12 protein-coding genes and 2 pseudogenes are annotated in these 15,181 nt (G+C 47.0%); 5 read left to right on the top strand and 9 right to left on the bottom strand.

Features of this window, described 5'->3' with window-relative positions:
* Nucleotides 1-127 precede the first annotated feature (127 nt).
* A pseudogene (locus K4A83_RS11345) lies at nucleotides 128-424 on the top strand (secondary thiamine-phosphate synthase enzyme YjbQ); the annotation flags it as partial.
* 53 nt (nucleotides 425-477) lie between these two features.
* On the opposite strand, the gene K4A83_RS23165 reads toward K4A83_RS11345, so the two are convergent.
* The 8 genes and pseudogenes from K4A83_RS23165 to K4A83_RS11380 form a co-directional block, all read right to left on the bottom strand.
* Entirely contained in the window at nucleotides 478-582 is a 105-nt protein-coding gene (locus K4A83_RS23165; RefSeq protein WP_407810000.1) for a hypothetical protein, read from the bottom strand.
* Nucleotides 583-665: 83 nt separating this feature from the next.
* On the bottom strand, nucleotides 666-1,661 hold the full coding sequence (gene ilvC, locus K4A83_RS11350; protein WP_321161023.1) for a ketol-acid reductoisomerase: 996 nt from the start codon (nucleotides 1,659-1,661) through the stop codon (nucleotides 666-668).
* Between the two features lie 174 nt (nucleotides 1,662-1,835).
* Nucleotides 1,836-3,284, bottom strand: coding sequence for an N-6 DNA methylase (locus K4A83_RS11355; protein ID WP_265264664.1), 1,449 nt, complete (start codon nucleotides 3,282-3,284; stop codon nucleotides 1,836-1,838).
* Nucleotides 3,285-3,299: 15 nt separating this feature from the next.
* Nucleotides 3,300-3,497, bottom strand: a pseudogene (locus tag K4A83_RS11360) (restriction endonuclease); the annotation flags it as partial.
* A gap of 105 nt (nucleotides 3,498-3,602) precedes the next feature.
* Nucleotides 3,603-4,778, bottom strand: a complete 1,176-nt coding sequence (locus tag K4A83_RS11365; protein ID WP_265264667.1) for an LL-diaminopimelate aminotransferase — start codon at nucleotides 4,776-4,778, stop codon at nucleotides 3,603-3,605.
* Nucleotides 4,779-4,794: 16 nt separating this feature from the next.
* Nucleotides 4,795-5,121, bottom strand: a complete 327-nt coding sequence (locus K4A83_RS11370) for a thioredoxin family protein (protein WP_265264668.1) — start codon at nucleotides 5,119-5,121, stop codon at nucleotides 4,795-4,797.
* Nucleotides 5,122-5,366: 245 nt separating this feature from the next.
* Entirely contained in the window at nucleotides 5,367-7,361 is a 1,995-nt protein-coding gene (locus tag K4A83_RS11375) for a serine/threonine protein kinase (protein ID WP_265264669.1), read from the bottom strand.
* Between the two features lie 73 nt (nucleotides 7,362-7,434).
* Nucleotides 7,435-8,298: an alpha/beta hydrolase gene (locus tag K4A83_RS11380; RefSeq protein WP_407809998.1), complete on the bottom strand. Its 864-nt coding sequence runs from the start codon at nucleotides 8,296-8,298 to the stop codon at nucleotides 7,435-7,437.
* 234 nt (nucleotides 8,299-8,532) lie between these two features.
* Here K4A83_RS11380 and K4A83_RS11385 point away from each other — a divergent pair, with 234 nt between their 5' ends.
* From K4A83_RS11385 to K4A83_RS11395, 3 genes are all read left to right on the top strand, one after another.
* Nucleotides 8,533-11,565 (top strand): COG1470 family protein, encoded by a 3,033-nt coding sequence (locus tag K4A83_RS11385; protein ID WP_265264671.1) that lies wholly within the window; start codon nucleotides 8,533-8,535, stop codon nucleotides 11,563-11,565.
* A 159-nt stretch (nucleotides 11,566-11,724) separates the two neighbouring features.
* Nucleotides 11,725-11,943, top strand: a complete 219-nt coding sequence (locus tag K4A83_RS11390) for a hypothetical protein (protein WP_265264672.1) — start codon at nucleotides 11,725-11,727, stop codon at nucleotides 11,941-11,943.
* An 84-nt stretch (nucleotides 11,944-12,027) separates the two neighbouring features.
* On the top strand, nucleotides 12,028-13,386 hold the full coding sequence (locus K4A83_RS11395) for a methyl-accepting chemotaxis protein (RefSeq protein WP_265264673.1): 1,359 nt from the start codon (nucleotides 12,028-12,030) through the stop codon (nucleotides 13,384-13,386).
* 270 nt (nucleotides 13,387-13,656) lie between these two features.
* Here the strand turns inward: K4A83_RS11395 and K4A83_RS11400 are convergent, their stop codons facing one another.
* Nucleotides 13,657-14,340 (bottom strand): lipoate--protein ligase family protein, encoded by a 684-nt coding sequence (locus K4A83_RS11400; RefSeq protein WP_265264674.1) that lies wholly within the window; start codon nucleotides 14,338-14,340, stop codon nucleotides 13,657-13,659.
* A 222-nt stretch (nucleotides 14,341-14,562) separates the two neighbouring features.
* On the opposite strand from K4A83_RS11400, the gene K4A83_RS11405 reads away from it, so the two are divergent.
* Nucleotides 14,563-15,099 carry an alpha/beta hydrolase gene (locus K4A83_RS11405; protein WP_265264675.1) on the top strand — a complete coding sequence of 179 codons (537 nt, stop codon included), beginning with the start codon at nucleotides 14,563-14,565 and terminating at the stop codon, nucleotides 15,097-15,099.
* Nucleotides 15,100-15,181: the final 82 nt, after the last annotated feature.

Below are 15,181 nucleotides of genomic sequence, written 5' to 3' on the forward strand. Positions count from 1 at the left end.
ACGGTAGGGCATACCGGAACTCACGCTTGGGGAGAGATTCCCTCTGGCTTGGTTGGATACGTCCTGCCAAGTTAAGGAAACTCGTTGAACCAAGAATCCCTCGCTTTTAGCGATGGGAGTGTCAATTATTCGTCATACTTCAGAGAGTTTAGTGATTCAGGAAAACGCCGATCCTGATGTTTTAAGGGACTTAAGCCACTTTTTCGCCAAATTAGTCCCCGAGGATGGCAAAAGCTACATTCACGACGCAGAAGGCCCCGATGATATGTCTGCTCATATCCGTTCAGCCCTCACTCGGACCTCGGAACAGATTCCCGTAGCTCACGGGCGTTTAGTCTTGGGAACATGGCAAGGAGTATATTTGTGGGAACATCGCCAACGCTCCCATCAGCGCCAAGTAGTGATTCATGTACAAGGGTGTTGATTGGGGGGGAAAGTCTTTTAACTGGGCGTTTAGGGGGGGGTGGGAGGGTGTTGTCAGGCTTGATACAATGCGGGATAGGGGAGATTTTCGGCACAATGCCAGATAACTCGGGGAGCAGGGGAGCAGGGGAGAGGGGGAGCAGGGGAGCAATTGCCTATTCCCTATTCCCTATTCCCTATTCCCTGTTCCCTATTCCCTGACCCTGACAAGAGGAGAAAAGGCTTAACTTGTCAAGATTGGGTCACACCTTTTTCAACCAGCTAAACATAGCGCGTAAATCCTTACCCACTTCCTCAATAGGGTGTTCCGCTTCTTGACGACGCATAGCTGTAAAGCCCGGTTTACCCGCTTGATTTTCCAATACAAAATCCCGAGCAAATTGACCCGACTGAATTTCCTGTAAAATCTTGCGCATTTCCGCCCGAGTCGCATCTGTGACAATACGCGGCCCGCGAGTATAGTCTCCATATTCAGCCGTATTAGAAATGCTATCCCGCATTGTCGCTAAACCGCCTTCAACGATTAAATCCACAATCAGTTTCACTTCATGGAGACACTCAAAATAGGCTAACTCCGGTTGATATCCTGCGGCTACCAGCGTTTCAAAACCCGCCTTAATCAACGCCGAAAGACCCCCACAGAGAACCACTTGTTCCCCAAATAAATCCGTTTCCGTTTCTTCCCGGAAAGAGGTTTCCAAAATCCCGGCACGAGTCCCACCGATGCCTTTAGCATAGGCCATTGCGCGATCGCGAGCCTGCCCCGTTGCATCCTGATAAACCGCAAACAAACAAGGCACCCCCTCCCCTTGTTCATAGGTGCGTCGGACCAAATGACCCGGCCCTTTCGGCGCAATCATCACCACATCCACCTCAGCCGGAGGAACCACTTGGCCGAAATGAATATTAAAGCCATGAGCAAAAGCCAACGCCTTCCCAGCCGTCAAATGGGGCTTAATTTCTTCGGTATAAACCGTCTTCTGCACCTCATCCGGCAACAGAATCATAATTAAATCGGCTTCCTTCGCCGCATCAGCCACAGACAACACCTTCAAGCCAGCATCTTGGGCTTTTTGAGTAGATTTACTCCCCGGATACAGTCCCACGACGACATTTACACCACTATCCTTTAAATTTAAAGCGTGGGCATGACCTTGAGAGCCATAACCAATAATGGCAACCGTTTTACCATTCAAGAGGTCTAAATTAGCATCTTCGTCATAGTACATTCGCGCCATAAAAATGTATCTCCTTTAATATAACCACGAGGGGTGTGCAAACATAACATTGTATCACAGTTAGCAGATTGAACTACCCCACCCTGCGGTTGGCGAGTGGATTCTTTTCTCATAGACTCTTGTCTAGCCAATCAGAGATTGACCCCGACAGAACGTCTCCGAAAGCGTAACTATTCAGGGGGGGGGTAGGGTAGGGTTGGTATTATCGAGAGATAATCGTTTGAGAAGATTAACCGTTATGGGTCTTTTTTCGTCCCAAAAAATCATAGAGTCTAACCACTCTAAAACAGGGTCTGATGTGATTAGATCAAAAATAGCTCTCGCTTCCGCCTCAGTTTCAAAAGATAAAAAATTAACCGTATCATCAAACATCGCAGGCTGATCATTTAAAGGGAAAACTAAATAAAAATTCAGCTTTTTATAAAGTCCAGAAATTGCAATTTTCCAACCGTTAAAGCAATAGTTTCCGACCCCGAATATAGAATAAGGGGGTTTGTTATTATAAATTGAGCTTTTCCGCTTTTTGAAAAATGACTCATGATCTCGTAAATATTGCCAAGTTTTAGGGGCTTTATCTTGAATCATCCTCGTATCTTCACCTACCCATTTTTGAGTCACTAAAAGGAGCTTTTGATACTGGTTAACTCTACCGTTACCAATATCTGATCCCTTGAGCAAAGGATATAAATAATCTTTTTCTAACTGATATTTTTCTCCCAATCCATTGATAAACCAATGGGAGCTAATTTGCTTTAACTCCATAACCTTAGAACAATCATGTTTAATCCCAGAACGCCAAATATACCGAGTATCTTGACCTAAAAAATGTCTGCCTTGTTCATATCTGATGGTATCTCTCACCATAAAGCCATCTCGTTCCCCAATAACAGAGCATAACATCGGCTCATCCAAATCTGAATACACTGGACAATCTCGGCTTTTCTCCCCATCAGTCGATAAGATAAAAAGACAAGCTTTTACGGATACATTAAAATAATATTTAGCATCAATTAAATAAATGGTTCTGGAAAAAGTATGAGGGAATTTTTTCTGGATTTGCAGCAAAATTTTACGCGCAACGGAATATTTGCATAATAGGGCAGTTGTTCCGGTGCGATGAGAGAGCCATTCAAGGTATTGTAAAACCATCCATTCTGATATATCAAAGTTAGCTAAACCCGTGATAGCTTCAATGCCGCGTCTGTGGTGAAAGTTTGATTTAATCGGCAAATTTTGACTATTGAGCAAGCTTAATTCACTACTTGTTACCCAAGGGGGATTCCCTAAAATTAACAAATAACCGGAAATGTTGGCCAGAATATTTTGCCAATCGGTTGTAAAAAAATCTGCTTGTTTGATTGTGATATTTTCTAAATGGGGATGACTTTGTATAGATTTTTGAGCGGTTTTAATGTGGTTTTCATTAATATCAAATCCAATCATTCTAACCGGGCTAAATTCCTCTAGGGCTGCTCGAATAAATGCACCTGTTCCACAAGTGGGTTCTAAAATAACATCGGGTAATATTCGATATTGAATTTTCAGAAGTTTGATGATTTTTTTTGCCAAAGATTCAGGGGTTTGAAAATCACCCAATTGTTGTTTAGTTCCCGCTTTTCTCATCAATTCCTCTCAAGACTATCCTTGAATTTTCAAAATTCCTTCAACTTGCCCCGCTTGTTGAATTACTCGACTATATTGTAACCTCCATTGAAGCGCGTTAGAAATAGTTAAATATCCTTGAGATGGAGGGGATTGTAATATTCTCTCTGCTAACTGTTCTGCACCAATTTCATCAACGGGTAAGTGTCGTTCAATGATAAACGCCACTAAATCATAAGAAAAGGGTGGGAGTTTGGTACAACAAACAAGTTGCCAAATTAATGACTGATAAGCCCAATGGCTTTTGGTCTAACCGTCTAGCTTTGTTGACGGAGAAACCTAGAATTGCCCCAAAAACTCGGCCATGCGAGCGACGGCGGTTTTTAGTACATCGGGTTCATGAACGAGGGCGAAACGGACGTATCCCTCGCCCATTTTACCGAAGCCAGCGCCGGGGGATACGGCTACCCCAGTTTTGGCGACTAATTCACAGCAAAACTCAATGGAACGCTCTCGCCAGGGGGCGGGGAGTTGCGCCCAGATGTACATGGTGGCGGGTGGGGTGGGAACGTCCCAGCCGATGTCTTTGAGGGCTTGTATGAAGACATCCCGGCGGTTTTGGAAGGTGTTGACGGTGTGTTGGACAATGGTGGGATCACTTTGTAAGGCGGCGATCGCACCCTGCATGATGCCCCGGTACTGATTGAAGTCTACAACAGCTTTCACCTGTCGTAATGCCCCAATTAACTTCGCGTTACCGATAGCGTAGGCGATGCGAAATCCCCCCATGTTGTAGGACTTGGAAAAGGTAAATAGTTCAAGGGAAACGGTTTTTTCTGGGTCTGCCTGTAAGAGGGAGGGGGCGGCGGGCGTGCCGCTAAAGACTAAATCCGCGTAGGGGAAATCATGGACTAAAACAATATTGTGCTGTTGACAGAAGGCAACGGCGGCTTGAAAAAAACTGAGGGGGGCGATGGCTGTCGTGGGATTGTGGGGATAACTCAAAACCATCAGGCGGCTTTGGGCTAGCACGGGGGCGGGAATGGCGCTCAAGTCTGGTAAAAAGTGATTTTCAGCGCGTAGGGGAAGGGTGTAAATTTGTCCCCCAGCTAGGTGAATCCCTCCGGCGTGGGAGGGGTAGCCGGGATCTAATAACAGGGCAATGTCCCCCGGATTTAATACAGCTAGGGGGAGGTGGGCGGTGCCTTCTTGACAGCCAATGAGGGGCAGAACTTCTGTTTCGGGATCAACGGGGATGCCGTACTTCTGCTCATACCACTGGGCGGCGGCTTGGCGAAAGGCTTGGGTACTATGAAAGAGGGTGTAGCCGTGGGTGTGGGGATCTGTAAGGGCGGTCTGGATGGCGGCGATCGCACAATCGGGGGCGGGTAAGTCCGAAGATCCCAAGGATAAATCAATAATCTCTCGTCCTTCCCCTTGGGCTTGGGCTTTCGCCCGATCCATATCGGCAAAGACGTTTTTTGTTAAAGGTTCAATGCGTTTAGCCAGTTGCATAGTGTTGGGATAATCCCTAATTTAAGTGGGATGTGAGTAAATCAAACAGGGCTTGTTTGCCGATGGCTCCCTCATGGGATAAGACCGTTTCCTTGCCTTTAAATAATCTGAGGGCGGGGACTCCCTTCACTTGGCAGGCTTTCACCGCCTCAGGATTGGGGTCTACTTCTAATTTTACAACTTTGAGGCGATCGCCATATTTCGAGGCAAGCTCTTCTATGGACGGGGAGACTAAGCGACAAGGCCCACACCAAGCCGCCCAAAAGTAGGCTAAAACGGGCTTATCTTGATCATAAACCGCTTGTTCAAACTCCGCATCGGAAATGACAATAACTTGACTCATAACCTCTAACCTCACTAAAAATGCACAAAGTTCTATCGTAAAGGAGGGGGATCCTCCCTACAACCTTTCTGAGGAAAGAAATTTTTCTCACCGGGATTTGTGCGGGGTACTGGGGGAATTGAGTATTGATAATTAATAATTAGTCCCGACTCCCCTGCTCCCCTGCTCCCCTGCTCCCCTGTTCCCCTGCTCCCCTGCTCCCCTGCTCCCTTGCTCCCCAAGTTATTCAGCAAGCCCTAATTAATTCAGGGGGTTTCTACTTTAATAGATAAGCGATAATTAAGGGGCTGGGCAGAGCGGGACAGTAATACTATCTCATACAAACCAGTCCGCCTGACCGTATCCGACCAAGCGCGTTCATCGGAGCCGGATAATAAAGCCTGACCGTTGGGAGCATAGAGTGAGAGGCTGACGGCCCGATTGGTAAGCGCATTAATCGACAGGCGCTGATTTTCTTCTAAACGCAGTAAAAAAACCTGACCTTGACCGGGGTTGAGTTCTCCGTCGAGTTGGGTATTATTTTCTTGAGTCCCTAAAGACACCCTTTGGAGAGCAGAACCGGAACGGAGGGCGCGCAAGGTGTCCAAGGCGATCGCATTCCAAACCTGTCCAATAGGTTCATTGAGAAACTGACGGTCTTTTTGTTCAGGAAAACGCTGGAGAAAAGCCCGATCGGTGAGTTCATATAAAACCCGAGGACTGAGATCCAGTCGTTGCACCTCCGTTTCCCAGCGCTCGCGATCGCGCCGTCGATAACTGCCTAAACCCCGTCGTGCCTCCCCACTCAAAAACCCCAACTGATCCAACACTTGAGTCGCCGTTTCATCCCAGCGATCGCGCCAGATCATATCCTCAGCACTATTACTTAATCGTCTACCCCGTCGTTCCGGATATTGGGCTAAAAACTGCTGTTGAACCAACTGTTGAAAAAACTCATAGTCAATGGTCAAATTCAAGCGCCGTTGACGAATCCCCAATTTCCGTTCTTGTTCCAGCAAGGGTAAACTCTCATCGGGATCCGGTTCCGGGTCATCCGTGAGGGGGAAACTGAGATTTTCGGGAGTCCAATTCTCCTCAAGGGGTTCAGGAGTCACCACCGGAACATCGTCCCAATCCGTGAGAACATCGGAATCTGAGGCAATTTGATGAGTCAACCAATAATCTCCAACCCACCAGCCCACAGCCCCCGCCGCCAGGACAAACCCCAAGACGAGAACTGATTGAGAAAGGACGGTTAATAAACGCATTCCAGAACGTTTGAGCGACTTTGAATTCTGCCGGGGAGACAAAGAAGCCGATGAGCGAGCAGTCGGGGATTTTTCCCCCTCCTTCTGACTCTTCTCTCCTTTCCCCTCTCCTTGTTCCCCTCTTCTCGGAGGTGGGGGGGGTGTGGGCTGATCTTGTAGCATTTGCATTACATCATAAGCATTTTGAAAGCGATCGCCCGGACGTTTTGCCAACATTTTCGTAAAAATTCCTTGGAGTTTAGGCGTAAAGCGCGTGAACTGTTGCCATTCCCAGTTCCCCGTTTCCCGATTCAGCAAGACCTCCGGAGGTTGTCCTGTCAGTAACACCAACAACACCGCCGCCAGAGCATAGAGATCACTGTAAGTAAAGATAATCCCCTTCTGTAATTGTTCCGGAGGCGCATAACCCACTTGACCCACCATGACAACCGACCGGGGCTGATTTAAGTTCAGTTGGTTAGCAATAATTTGCTGAATTCCCCCCAGATCAACCAGTACGGGTAAACTATCTTGTTGACGAATTAAAATATGATTGGGCGAGAGATTGCGGTGAATGACCCCGTGATAGTGCAGATAATGCAGCACAGGCAACAACTGGGAGAGCAGTTGGACAATTTCCCGTTTCTCAAACCCTCGTTGTTGTACCCAACGGCCTTGTTGTAAGAGACGCAAACTTTGCCCACTCACATAGTCCGACACCCAATAAAGCACCCAATAATCGGCAGTTTCACTAATAAACCAATCCCGAAACCTAGCAATTTGGGGATGATCCAGATTCTTAAGGAGTTCAGCCTCCTGGGTAATCTGATGTTGAAGGTCAGACTTTTGCTCTGGGGAAGGAATAGGAAAGGTAAAGACTTGAATCACATAGCGATCCTTACTCACCGGAATCTCCTCGGCCAGATAGGTCATACCCCATCGTCCTTTGCCTAAGCCTTGCAAAACCCGATAACGCTCCCCTAAAATTTCCCCGGTATCAACCCCACTGATCATGATCAACCTAGAACCTTTTGCGCTGTATTGTACCTTTGACCATCCCACCTCTAAAAGCAATGGGATTCCGGATTTAACGAGACGACGGACTTAAATCTCTTTCCAGATATAAGCTATTACGCTCCGACTCCAACAAATCCACAAATTCCTTGAGTTTATTTTGATAAGCTTCCCAGTCTACCCAAGGCACATCATTATGAGTCGCCCCTTCAACCCAGAACGCTAGTTTGGGTTCCGGTGCGGCCTCAAACAATCTTTTCCCGTGAGCGATGGGGATTGTCTGATCAGCCGTGCCATGAATAATCAAAACTGGAGCAGATACCCGCTTAATTTTATCCAGATTTCTAAATTTGTCGAAGGGTAACAAAGGAAAAGGAACAACGACTCGAAACGCTTGGGTAAATGTGCTTTCTAGGATAATCCCCCCCACCGGCTCCTGAACGGCTAGGTGAAGGGCAGACCCCCCACCCACAGAACGACCAAATAGGATAATCTTCTCAGCAGGTGTATTCAGGACTTCCCGCAGATATTGATAGGCCGTTTCAATATCAATATAAGCATTGCGTTCACTCGGTCTTCCTTCACTGGTACCATAACCGCGATAGTCATAGGCAAAAATATTAAAGTTAAGGGTCTGAAGTTGGTCTAAAAGCGGACGAATATCGCCTAAATCTTCTGCATTACCATGAATATACAGCAGAGTGTATTTTGCATCCGGATGAGGTAAATAGATAGCAGAAATAGACTCTTGATCCGGTGTGAGCAGTTTTAGGATTTCCGGACTGTCCTCATAACTACTATCCGGTGGGAGAAAAATCATCGAGTCACTGAACAGATAAACATATAAGGCAAAACAGGTATAAATGAAAAGGAATGAGCGAATACAACGTTTTAGAGTGAAATCCCCTAAGAGGAGCTTACGCCAAGAGTGAGCCATGATTCCCTAATTCGAGCGTTATGGGGCATTGTAAAGCAGGATGGTTTCTTGGTTGTCATCTCTCCCCCGTATTTATTCTCGAAAAAATAATTTTCTCGCAACCGCTAATCTAATGATTCTTCATAATATTTTTCCTCATTTTTCATAAAATCCCTGTAAGATAAAAGGCGATTATTGATTGATGACGCTGTATCGTCTCCTGTTGTTTTTCCTAGCATTTCCGTTAAACATTCCATGACTCAAGGTAGTTCCGAAGCCATTTGGTCAACCTTGCCTGACCAACAAGCTCGTATTTTGCGCTGGATGGTTCGTCTTGCAGACGACGTGACCTTACAGGAAGTTGCCAACCATTTTGAGCTAGATTTACCCGCAGCAGAGGCTGAATTAAGCGCATTAGTCGAAGGGGGATATCTCAGTACCCTGACCAATTTGGACGAAGAACTCCGCTATAGGATAGCACCGAGTGGGGAGAGTGGGATGATGGTGAGTGAAGGGCGAACCCTGGCCACTTCAGAACGCAACGGGGATCTTGTCTCCATGCGGGGCAACCCCATTGCCATTATTACCAATCCCTCGGGAGACTACACCATCACGGCCGGGGAAACCTTTGAATTGCGGGTAACGCTCAGTAACCAAGGCCCCAAAGGTGCAATCATCGACCTCTACATTGATGAAGTTTCTCAACCCTTGCGCCAGTGGTGTTTAAGCCCCGAGGAACGGCTGGCCTTGAGTCCGGGTCAAAGTAGTGAGGTGGTGTTTCAGTTTGTGATTCCGGTGCAAGCGATCCCGGAAAATTATATCTATTCTCTTATTGTTGATGCGCCGGAACATTATCCGGAAGATACTCCTATCCGCCATCAACACACCTTGCGGATTTTACCCCCCATTCAAGCGGGACCCCAGGTTAATGATCCCACATTTACTTTGTTTCCCAGTACCCGGGCGACTCAACCCCTGCCGATTACTCCGGGACAACCTTTTGAGGTGCGGGTCATTGTGAACAACCGTTCTAATCGAGTGGATCGGTTTCGGCTGACTTGTAGTGATTTACCCCCAGACTGGTATCAGGTGATTTATCCCGAGGGTTTGAACCGTTTGGGGTTGGTGTTGGATCAAGATACCCTCGCTCTTAATCCGGGCAGTCAGGGGGAGATTCTACTGTTGTTGCAGTTTCCCGAGGAGATTAGCGCGGGGCAGTATTTCCCGACGGTGTGCCTGACTTCCCTCAATAACCGGGATTTGTTGCTGATGGAGGTGATGTATCTTACAGTTCTCCCGCGCTACGAGTTGAATATTGAGTTACGAACCATTTTAGGCAAGATTCGTTTAGGGGAGGGTTTGTATGAACTCCGAGTAACGAATGGGGGGAATACAGGGCGGGAATTAATGATCCAAGCGCGAGAAGATTCGGAAACCCCAGACTGTGCCTATCGGTTATTACCGTCTGCTTTACAAATTCCCCAAGGGGAAAGTGGCAAGGTGTTTGTGGAGGTGGAACCGACGGAACGGAAACGGCGACCTTGGTGGGGGAAGGGGCGAGAGTATCGGTTCTTTTTGGATTTAACCGATCCCCATGAGTTGCCGTTACCTGTGGAGAGTTTGGAGGGAACGTTAATCTGGCAGGCGAGGCCGTGGTGGCACTTGTTTTTAGTGATTTTGGCGGCTGGGGGTGCGATCGCCGCCGCCATTTTCCTAGTTTGGTGGTACTTTGTTCGTCCCCCCAGTCCCCCCCGGGTGCTTCAGTTTAGTTCCGTCTCCCCCACCTACGAGGCCGCTGATGGGGATTTTATCCATCTCAACTGGCAAATTACCCACCCCCGACGTATTGCTGCCCTACAAATTAGCGGCACGGCCACAGGAGACGCAACTCCACCCCGTCCCTTGGTCTATGACCTGACCAATGGCATCCCCGAGGCCTTAGCAGAGGTTTGTTCCTTCCGGCCGAATCTCGTCTGTCAAAATGTGCGCACCGATGCCCGACAAGCGGGAGACTATACCTTTGAGTTAACCGTTGTACCCCGTCGTTTACGGGATAATAGCCCCTTTTCCCAACGCACAGATACCATTAGTATTCTGCCTATTCCTGTCCCTACCTTGGTGGATTTGGCGGCTCAAATCGCGCCCCCCAATGTGACCGCAACTCCTGTCTCCGTTGCCCTGAATCCGGAACGTCAAGATTCCCCGTTCCCAGAAACGATTGTTCAGTTTAACTGGCAGGTTCTCCACCCGGAACAGTTACAGGAAATTCGCCTTGTTGGACGTGCGCCCAATAATAGTGTGGTGAGTCCTCCACAACGCTATAGTTTCACGGGGGGCATTCCTGAACCTTTGCGGCCCTACTGTCAAATTGTGGATCAACGGCTGATTTGTCGGGAGATTCCCCAAGTGATGCGAGAACCGGGCGAATATATTTTTGAGGTGGCCTTAGTTCCCCGACAGGGCAATGGGGAAGTAGTGGAGGCGAAAACGACGGATACTATTGTGATTGAAGCCCCCCAGTCCCCAGAATTGCTGGAATTTGACACCACCCAAAGCCAGTATGATGGGACTCAAAATGAACGGGTGCGCTTGAACTGGGAAATTGCTTTTCCTCGCAATTTGCGGGAATTGCGCGTCATTGGGCGATCGCCCCAAGGTGCCGTTTTAGCCTCCCAACAACGCTATGACTTCAGCGACGGCATCCCAGCCCCCCTGATTGATTATTGCCGAGCGAGTCAAGAGCGGTTAGTCTGTCAAAATGTCCCCACCAATAGCGCGGGGGGCGGTCAATATGTTTTTGAACTTTCTGTGGTGCCGAAAGCGGGTTTAGGTTTACCCAGTGCTAGTCAAAAGTCCAATTTAGTGGAAGTGAAAGCCCCGGATGTCCCTGTGCGCATTGGCAGTTTTCAGGTCAATGGCCGGGATGTTCCCCTCAAATACATTGCTCGGGTCAATCCTCGCACTCCCACCCGTAGTTTGCGCATTTCGTGGCAAGTGCAGGGCCCACCGGGAACCAAGGTGACGCTTCTCCCCATTCCGGGGACTGTCGGCCTTTCTGGAAGTATGGCCTATCCCTTGAGTCAACAGAGTGGCCAACAAACCCTGACTCTGCAAGGGGTGAGTCCATCTGGGGAGCAGGTGCAGCGATCGCTCATTATTGAAACCATTGCCCCAGAACCTACCCCCGGCGCGGCTCCTGGCAGTGATGGCACTCCTCCGAGTCGTCCCATTCCCACCCTACCCACTGTCCCCGATTCTCCCTTTAATTTGCCCCCAGAGTTTGATTAAAACATCCACCTGACCGGAAATTGTTGACAATCCCGCCGTTAATTGCGTTTTGACAAAATGCACAAAAGCTTAACTTGTCAAAGTTGAGCCAGCCCTAACTAGATCCAACAAAGTTAATTGTATAGAATGAATGAGCCGGCCTAATCCATCAATCAACATATGGGACAAGAATTCCGCTTTATCCTCCCCACCCCACCACAAACGGAAAAGTTTGCCACCCATCAACTGGCCTATGAATTTCGTCGGGAACGAGAACAGCGCGAAGAATGGCGGGATTATTGCGCTTGGTATGCAGAAACAGCCCAAAAACACCAAGCCGAATTAAAAAAAATGCGTCGTGATATTAATTTATTTGGTTGGTTTGTGCGAGGCCACTAATGGGAATACTCTAGGTTAGCAGGAATGAGCAAAAGTCATAATTTTTGGCTCATAATAGCTATTATTACCTAGGAATTTTTACTCATGAGATTAACCACTCAAATGCGCTGGATGGTTTTAGTTTTGCTGGGTTTTTCCCTGCTGAACCTTGCGGTTTTATTCGGTCAAATTAACCGCATGAATGGTAATGCTCGGGTCATTAATTTAACAGGAGTGATTCGAGGATCTAGCCAAAAAATCACGAAATTAAGGTTAAATGGGCAACAAGATAACTTTTATATCCAAAGAATTGATGAGATTTTTAAGGGATTATTTGATGGGAGTCCAGAACTGGATTTAATCCCGATTGGCAATCGAGAGTTATTGAGCCATATTCAAAACTTACAAAACAGTTGGCTTAATTTAAAAACCTTAGTCAACAGTCCTCAAAATGACCCCCAATATCAGGAAGATTTAATCCGGGTGAGTGAGGAAGTGTGGCGATTAGCCGATATTGCCACAGAATCGGCGGAACGACTAGCAGAGCAAAATTTAAGACTTTTACGAGGCTTAAAAATACTACTATTTTTGTCTAATATTATACTATTAGGAATTATCACCGCTTTGATTCAAAGCATTTCTCATAAACTCGATGGTACTGTCAAAGATGTCGTACTTTCGACCAAAGAAATTGCTTCAACTGTTGAAGAACAGGAACGAGTGGCAATCCAACAGACAAGGGTTATTAATGAAACCACTCAAGTTATTGCAGAACTGAGAGAATTTTCTCATGATGTTACCCAGCAGGCAGAAGCAACCAAAAAGGTCGCAAATGAAGTGATAAATTTAGCCACAGAAGGAAGTAAAATAGTACAGATTAGTCAGCACGATATGTCTAACTTAAAAAATCAGGTGAACAACATTTCTAAGCAAATTATTTGGCTGCAAGAACAAGCTCATGAAGTGGGTAATATTTCCCAAGTGGTTCGAGATTTGGCAGAACAAACGAATATGTTAGCTTTAAATGCTGCGATTGAGTCAGTCAGAGCAGGAGAACAAGGAAAAGGATTTAAAGTAATTGCTCAAGAAATTCGTCAACTTGCTGATAGAAGTAAACAATCAGCACAGCATATTAATTCATTAACATTGGCGATTCATAAAAGGATTCAAGAGACTGTTTTAGCGACAACCATGGGGAGTGATAGTTTAGTGAAAACAACTCAAACCACAGAACAAACAGTGGAAGTTTTCCAAGGTGTGACTCAAGTGATTAATAATGTGGCAATTAGTAGTGAACAAATTTTGCTGAGTACAAAGCAACAAGTTCACGCTACCCAACAGGTTGTAGATACTATGCACCACTTAGAAAATGCCGCCGAGGAAACAAAATTGGGCATGAATTATGCGAGAAGTAGTGCGCAACGATTAAATCTGGCGGTTGAGGTATTGAATGAAATTACTTAGGGGTTTCTCGGTTAACCAGGCGATCGCAACAATATTGGTGAGATAATACTGCCTTTCTCAACTAAAAACTGCTTTTTCGGCTCTGGATTACTCATTTTCCAAGATAGCTCAAACTGTTTTGATTTTAACTCAGATTTGGGTCAGGTTGCCTTGATTGATTATGGCTGATTGTAGATGCCCCAGAAACCCGGTTTCTGATGTCATTTTTGTGTGAATTACAAAACTCACTCAAATGGAAACGCTATATCCGTAGGATGATGAGTCGGTAATTCAAGAAAGTTCCTGGGTAAACCAATCCCCCCTAAACCACTCCTGGGCGGCCTCCCTTAGCACCGTAATCACCTCTTCCACCCCATAAGGGATAGGATAATCTCCAACGCCCTCCGATGCCCCAAAAACCTGCTCAAATAACAGCGCATCAGGAGATAAACGCATAGAGCCATGTTGTAACACACAAGAACCGCGACGCAATTGGGCGCTCCCGATTAACTTATAGCCCTCTGGTGTGACTAAATCCGCCGCCGTTGCTGTGCCGAAACAACTCGGATTGTGAATATATCCCCGTCCGGTCTGACCATAATTCAGGGAAATGCCCAATTTTGCCCAACCAAGGCGTAAAAACTCGCAAATCTCCCGATAAATTTCCTGACGCTGTTTCCTTTCCCCAGACATCACCACCATATAGGTTAAGTCCCCTTGGTGCAAAACCGCCCTTCCCCCTGTTGGACGACGCACGATGTCTAGTTTGCGCCCCTGCCAGCTTAATTCTGACCAATGATGCGGGTAATGTTTTTGATGGTATCCCAAGGATAGGGCGACGGGGTGCCAAGTATAAAAGCGGAGAGTAGGAGGCTGTTCTCCGGTACAGTGTGCTTGAAACAACTGTTGGTCAATCTTCATCTGAGTTGCTCCATCGGCTGTTATGGGGGGAAGCCAGCACCAACGGGTAGACATAGCTATTTTGCACGGGGTGATTTGAGGATGATGGGATCAATAGTGCCATACCTCTCCTCCCAATGGACATATAATCTCAGAACGCCATCAGAACTGGAACTCTAAAGCGGGTGGTGCGTCTTGTGGTATCAAGTCTGGCGAAGTCGTTATGATGTCTTATGGCGATTCAACCCATTTCTGGCCGTCTAGGAATAGCTTTTCAACCAACACACCTGAGATATTATGCGAAATTCTATCCTGCGCTCTGCCCTAGCGGGTACGGTGCTGACTGTGGGGGTGCTTTGCACCAGTTTTAATTTGAATGCGATCGCCGCCGAGCGTGTGGTTCTGCGTTATAGTATCCTCGAAGCCTCTATTTCCGTGGCGGAATTAACCGACTTAGCCGAACGCGGGGAAGTATCCCCAGAATTACAAGCCTATTTAGAACTCGCTAATCAAAATCCTGAAGAATTTCGAGGAATTTTAACCAAAGAAATTGTTGTAGATGGGGTTTGGCTATCCCGCCTGTTGAATAATTCTATTGGCGAAATGCTCTTAGATCAAGTCAGCGATGTGATCCACACGCCAACTAAACGAGCAAATCGCCAAGCTTTACGCTCCGCCTTAGTGAGTTCTGCTATGACTGACGGTAAAATTACCCTGATTGAAGTCCTACAGAACTATCCTACTTCCGAACTTCACATCAATGGCGATCGCCTTGTAGAAGTGATCCAGCAAATCGATAAACTCCGCCAAGGTTTATCCATCTTGGGTTTTTGAATTTTTAGGCCTTTGAATTTCAACTCGCCCAGTGACATCCTCCCGACGCTCCCTATTAGGAGAGCGCGGGGCTTCTCGGTGG

The organism is Spirulina subsalsa FACHB-351 (assembly GCF_026130165.1).
Classification (GTDB): Bacteria; Cyanobacteriota; Cyanobacteriia; order Cyanobacteriales; family Spirulinaceae; genus Spirulina_A; species Spirulina_A subsalsa_A.

Excerpts from the sequence above, each read along its gene's own strand:
- ilvC (WP_321161023.1), bottom strand. The coding sequence starts at position 1,661 with ATGGCGCGAATGTACTATGACGAAGATGCTAATTTAGACCTCTTGAAT.
- K4A83_RS11355 (WP_265264664.1), bottom strand. The coding sequence starts at position 3,284 with ATGAGAAAAGCGGGAACTAAACAACAATTGGGTGATTTTCAAACCCCT.
- K4A83_RS11365 (WP_265264667.1), bottom strand. The coding sequence starts at position 4,778 with ATGCAACTGGCTAAACGCATTGAACCTTTAACAAAAAACGTCTTTGCC.
- K4A83_RS11370 (WP_265264668.1), bottom strand. The coding sequence starts at position 5,121 with ATGAGTCAAGTTATTGTCATTTCCGATGCGGAGTTTGAACAAGCGGTT.
- K4A83_RS11375 (WP_265264669.1), bottom strand. The coding sequence starts at position 7,361 with ATGATCAGTGGGGTTGATACCGGGGAAATTTTAGGGGAGCGTTATCGG.
- K4A83_RS11380 (WP_407809998.1), bottom strand. The coding sequence starts at position 8,298 with ATGGCTCACTCTTGGCGTAAGCTCCTCTTAGGGGATTTCACTCTAAAA.
- K4A83_RS11385 (WP_265264671.1), top strand. The coding sequence starts at position 8,533 with ATGACTCAAGGTAGTTCCGAAGCCATTTGGTCAACCTTGCCTGACCAA.
- K4A83_RS11390 (WP_265264672.1), top strand. The coding sequence starts at position 11,725 with ATGGGACAAGAATTCCGCTTTATCCTCCCCACCCCACCACAAACGGAA.
- K4A83_RS11395 (WP_265264673.1), top strand. The coding sequence starts at position 12,028 with ATGAGATTAACCACTCAAATGCGCTGGATGGTTTTAGTTTTGCTGGGT.
- K4A83_RS11400 (WP_265264674.1), bottom strand. The coding sequence starts at position 14,340 with ATGTCTACCCGTTGGTGCTGGCTTCCCCCCATAACAGCCGATGGAGCA.
- K4A83_RS11405 (WP_265264675.1), top strand. The coding sequence starts at position 14,563 with ATGCGAAATTCTATCCTGCGCTCTGCCCTAGCGGGTACGGTGCTGACT.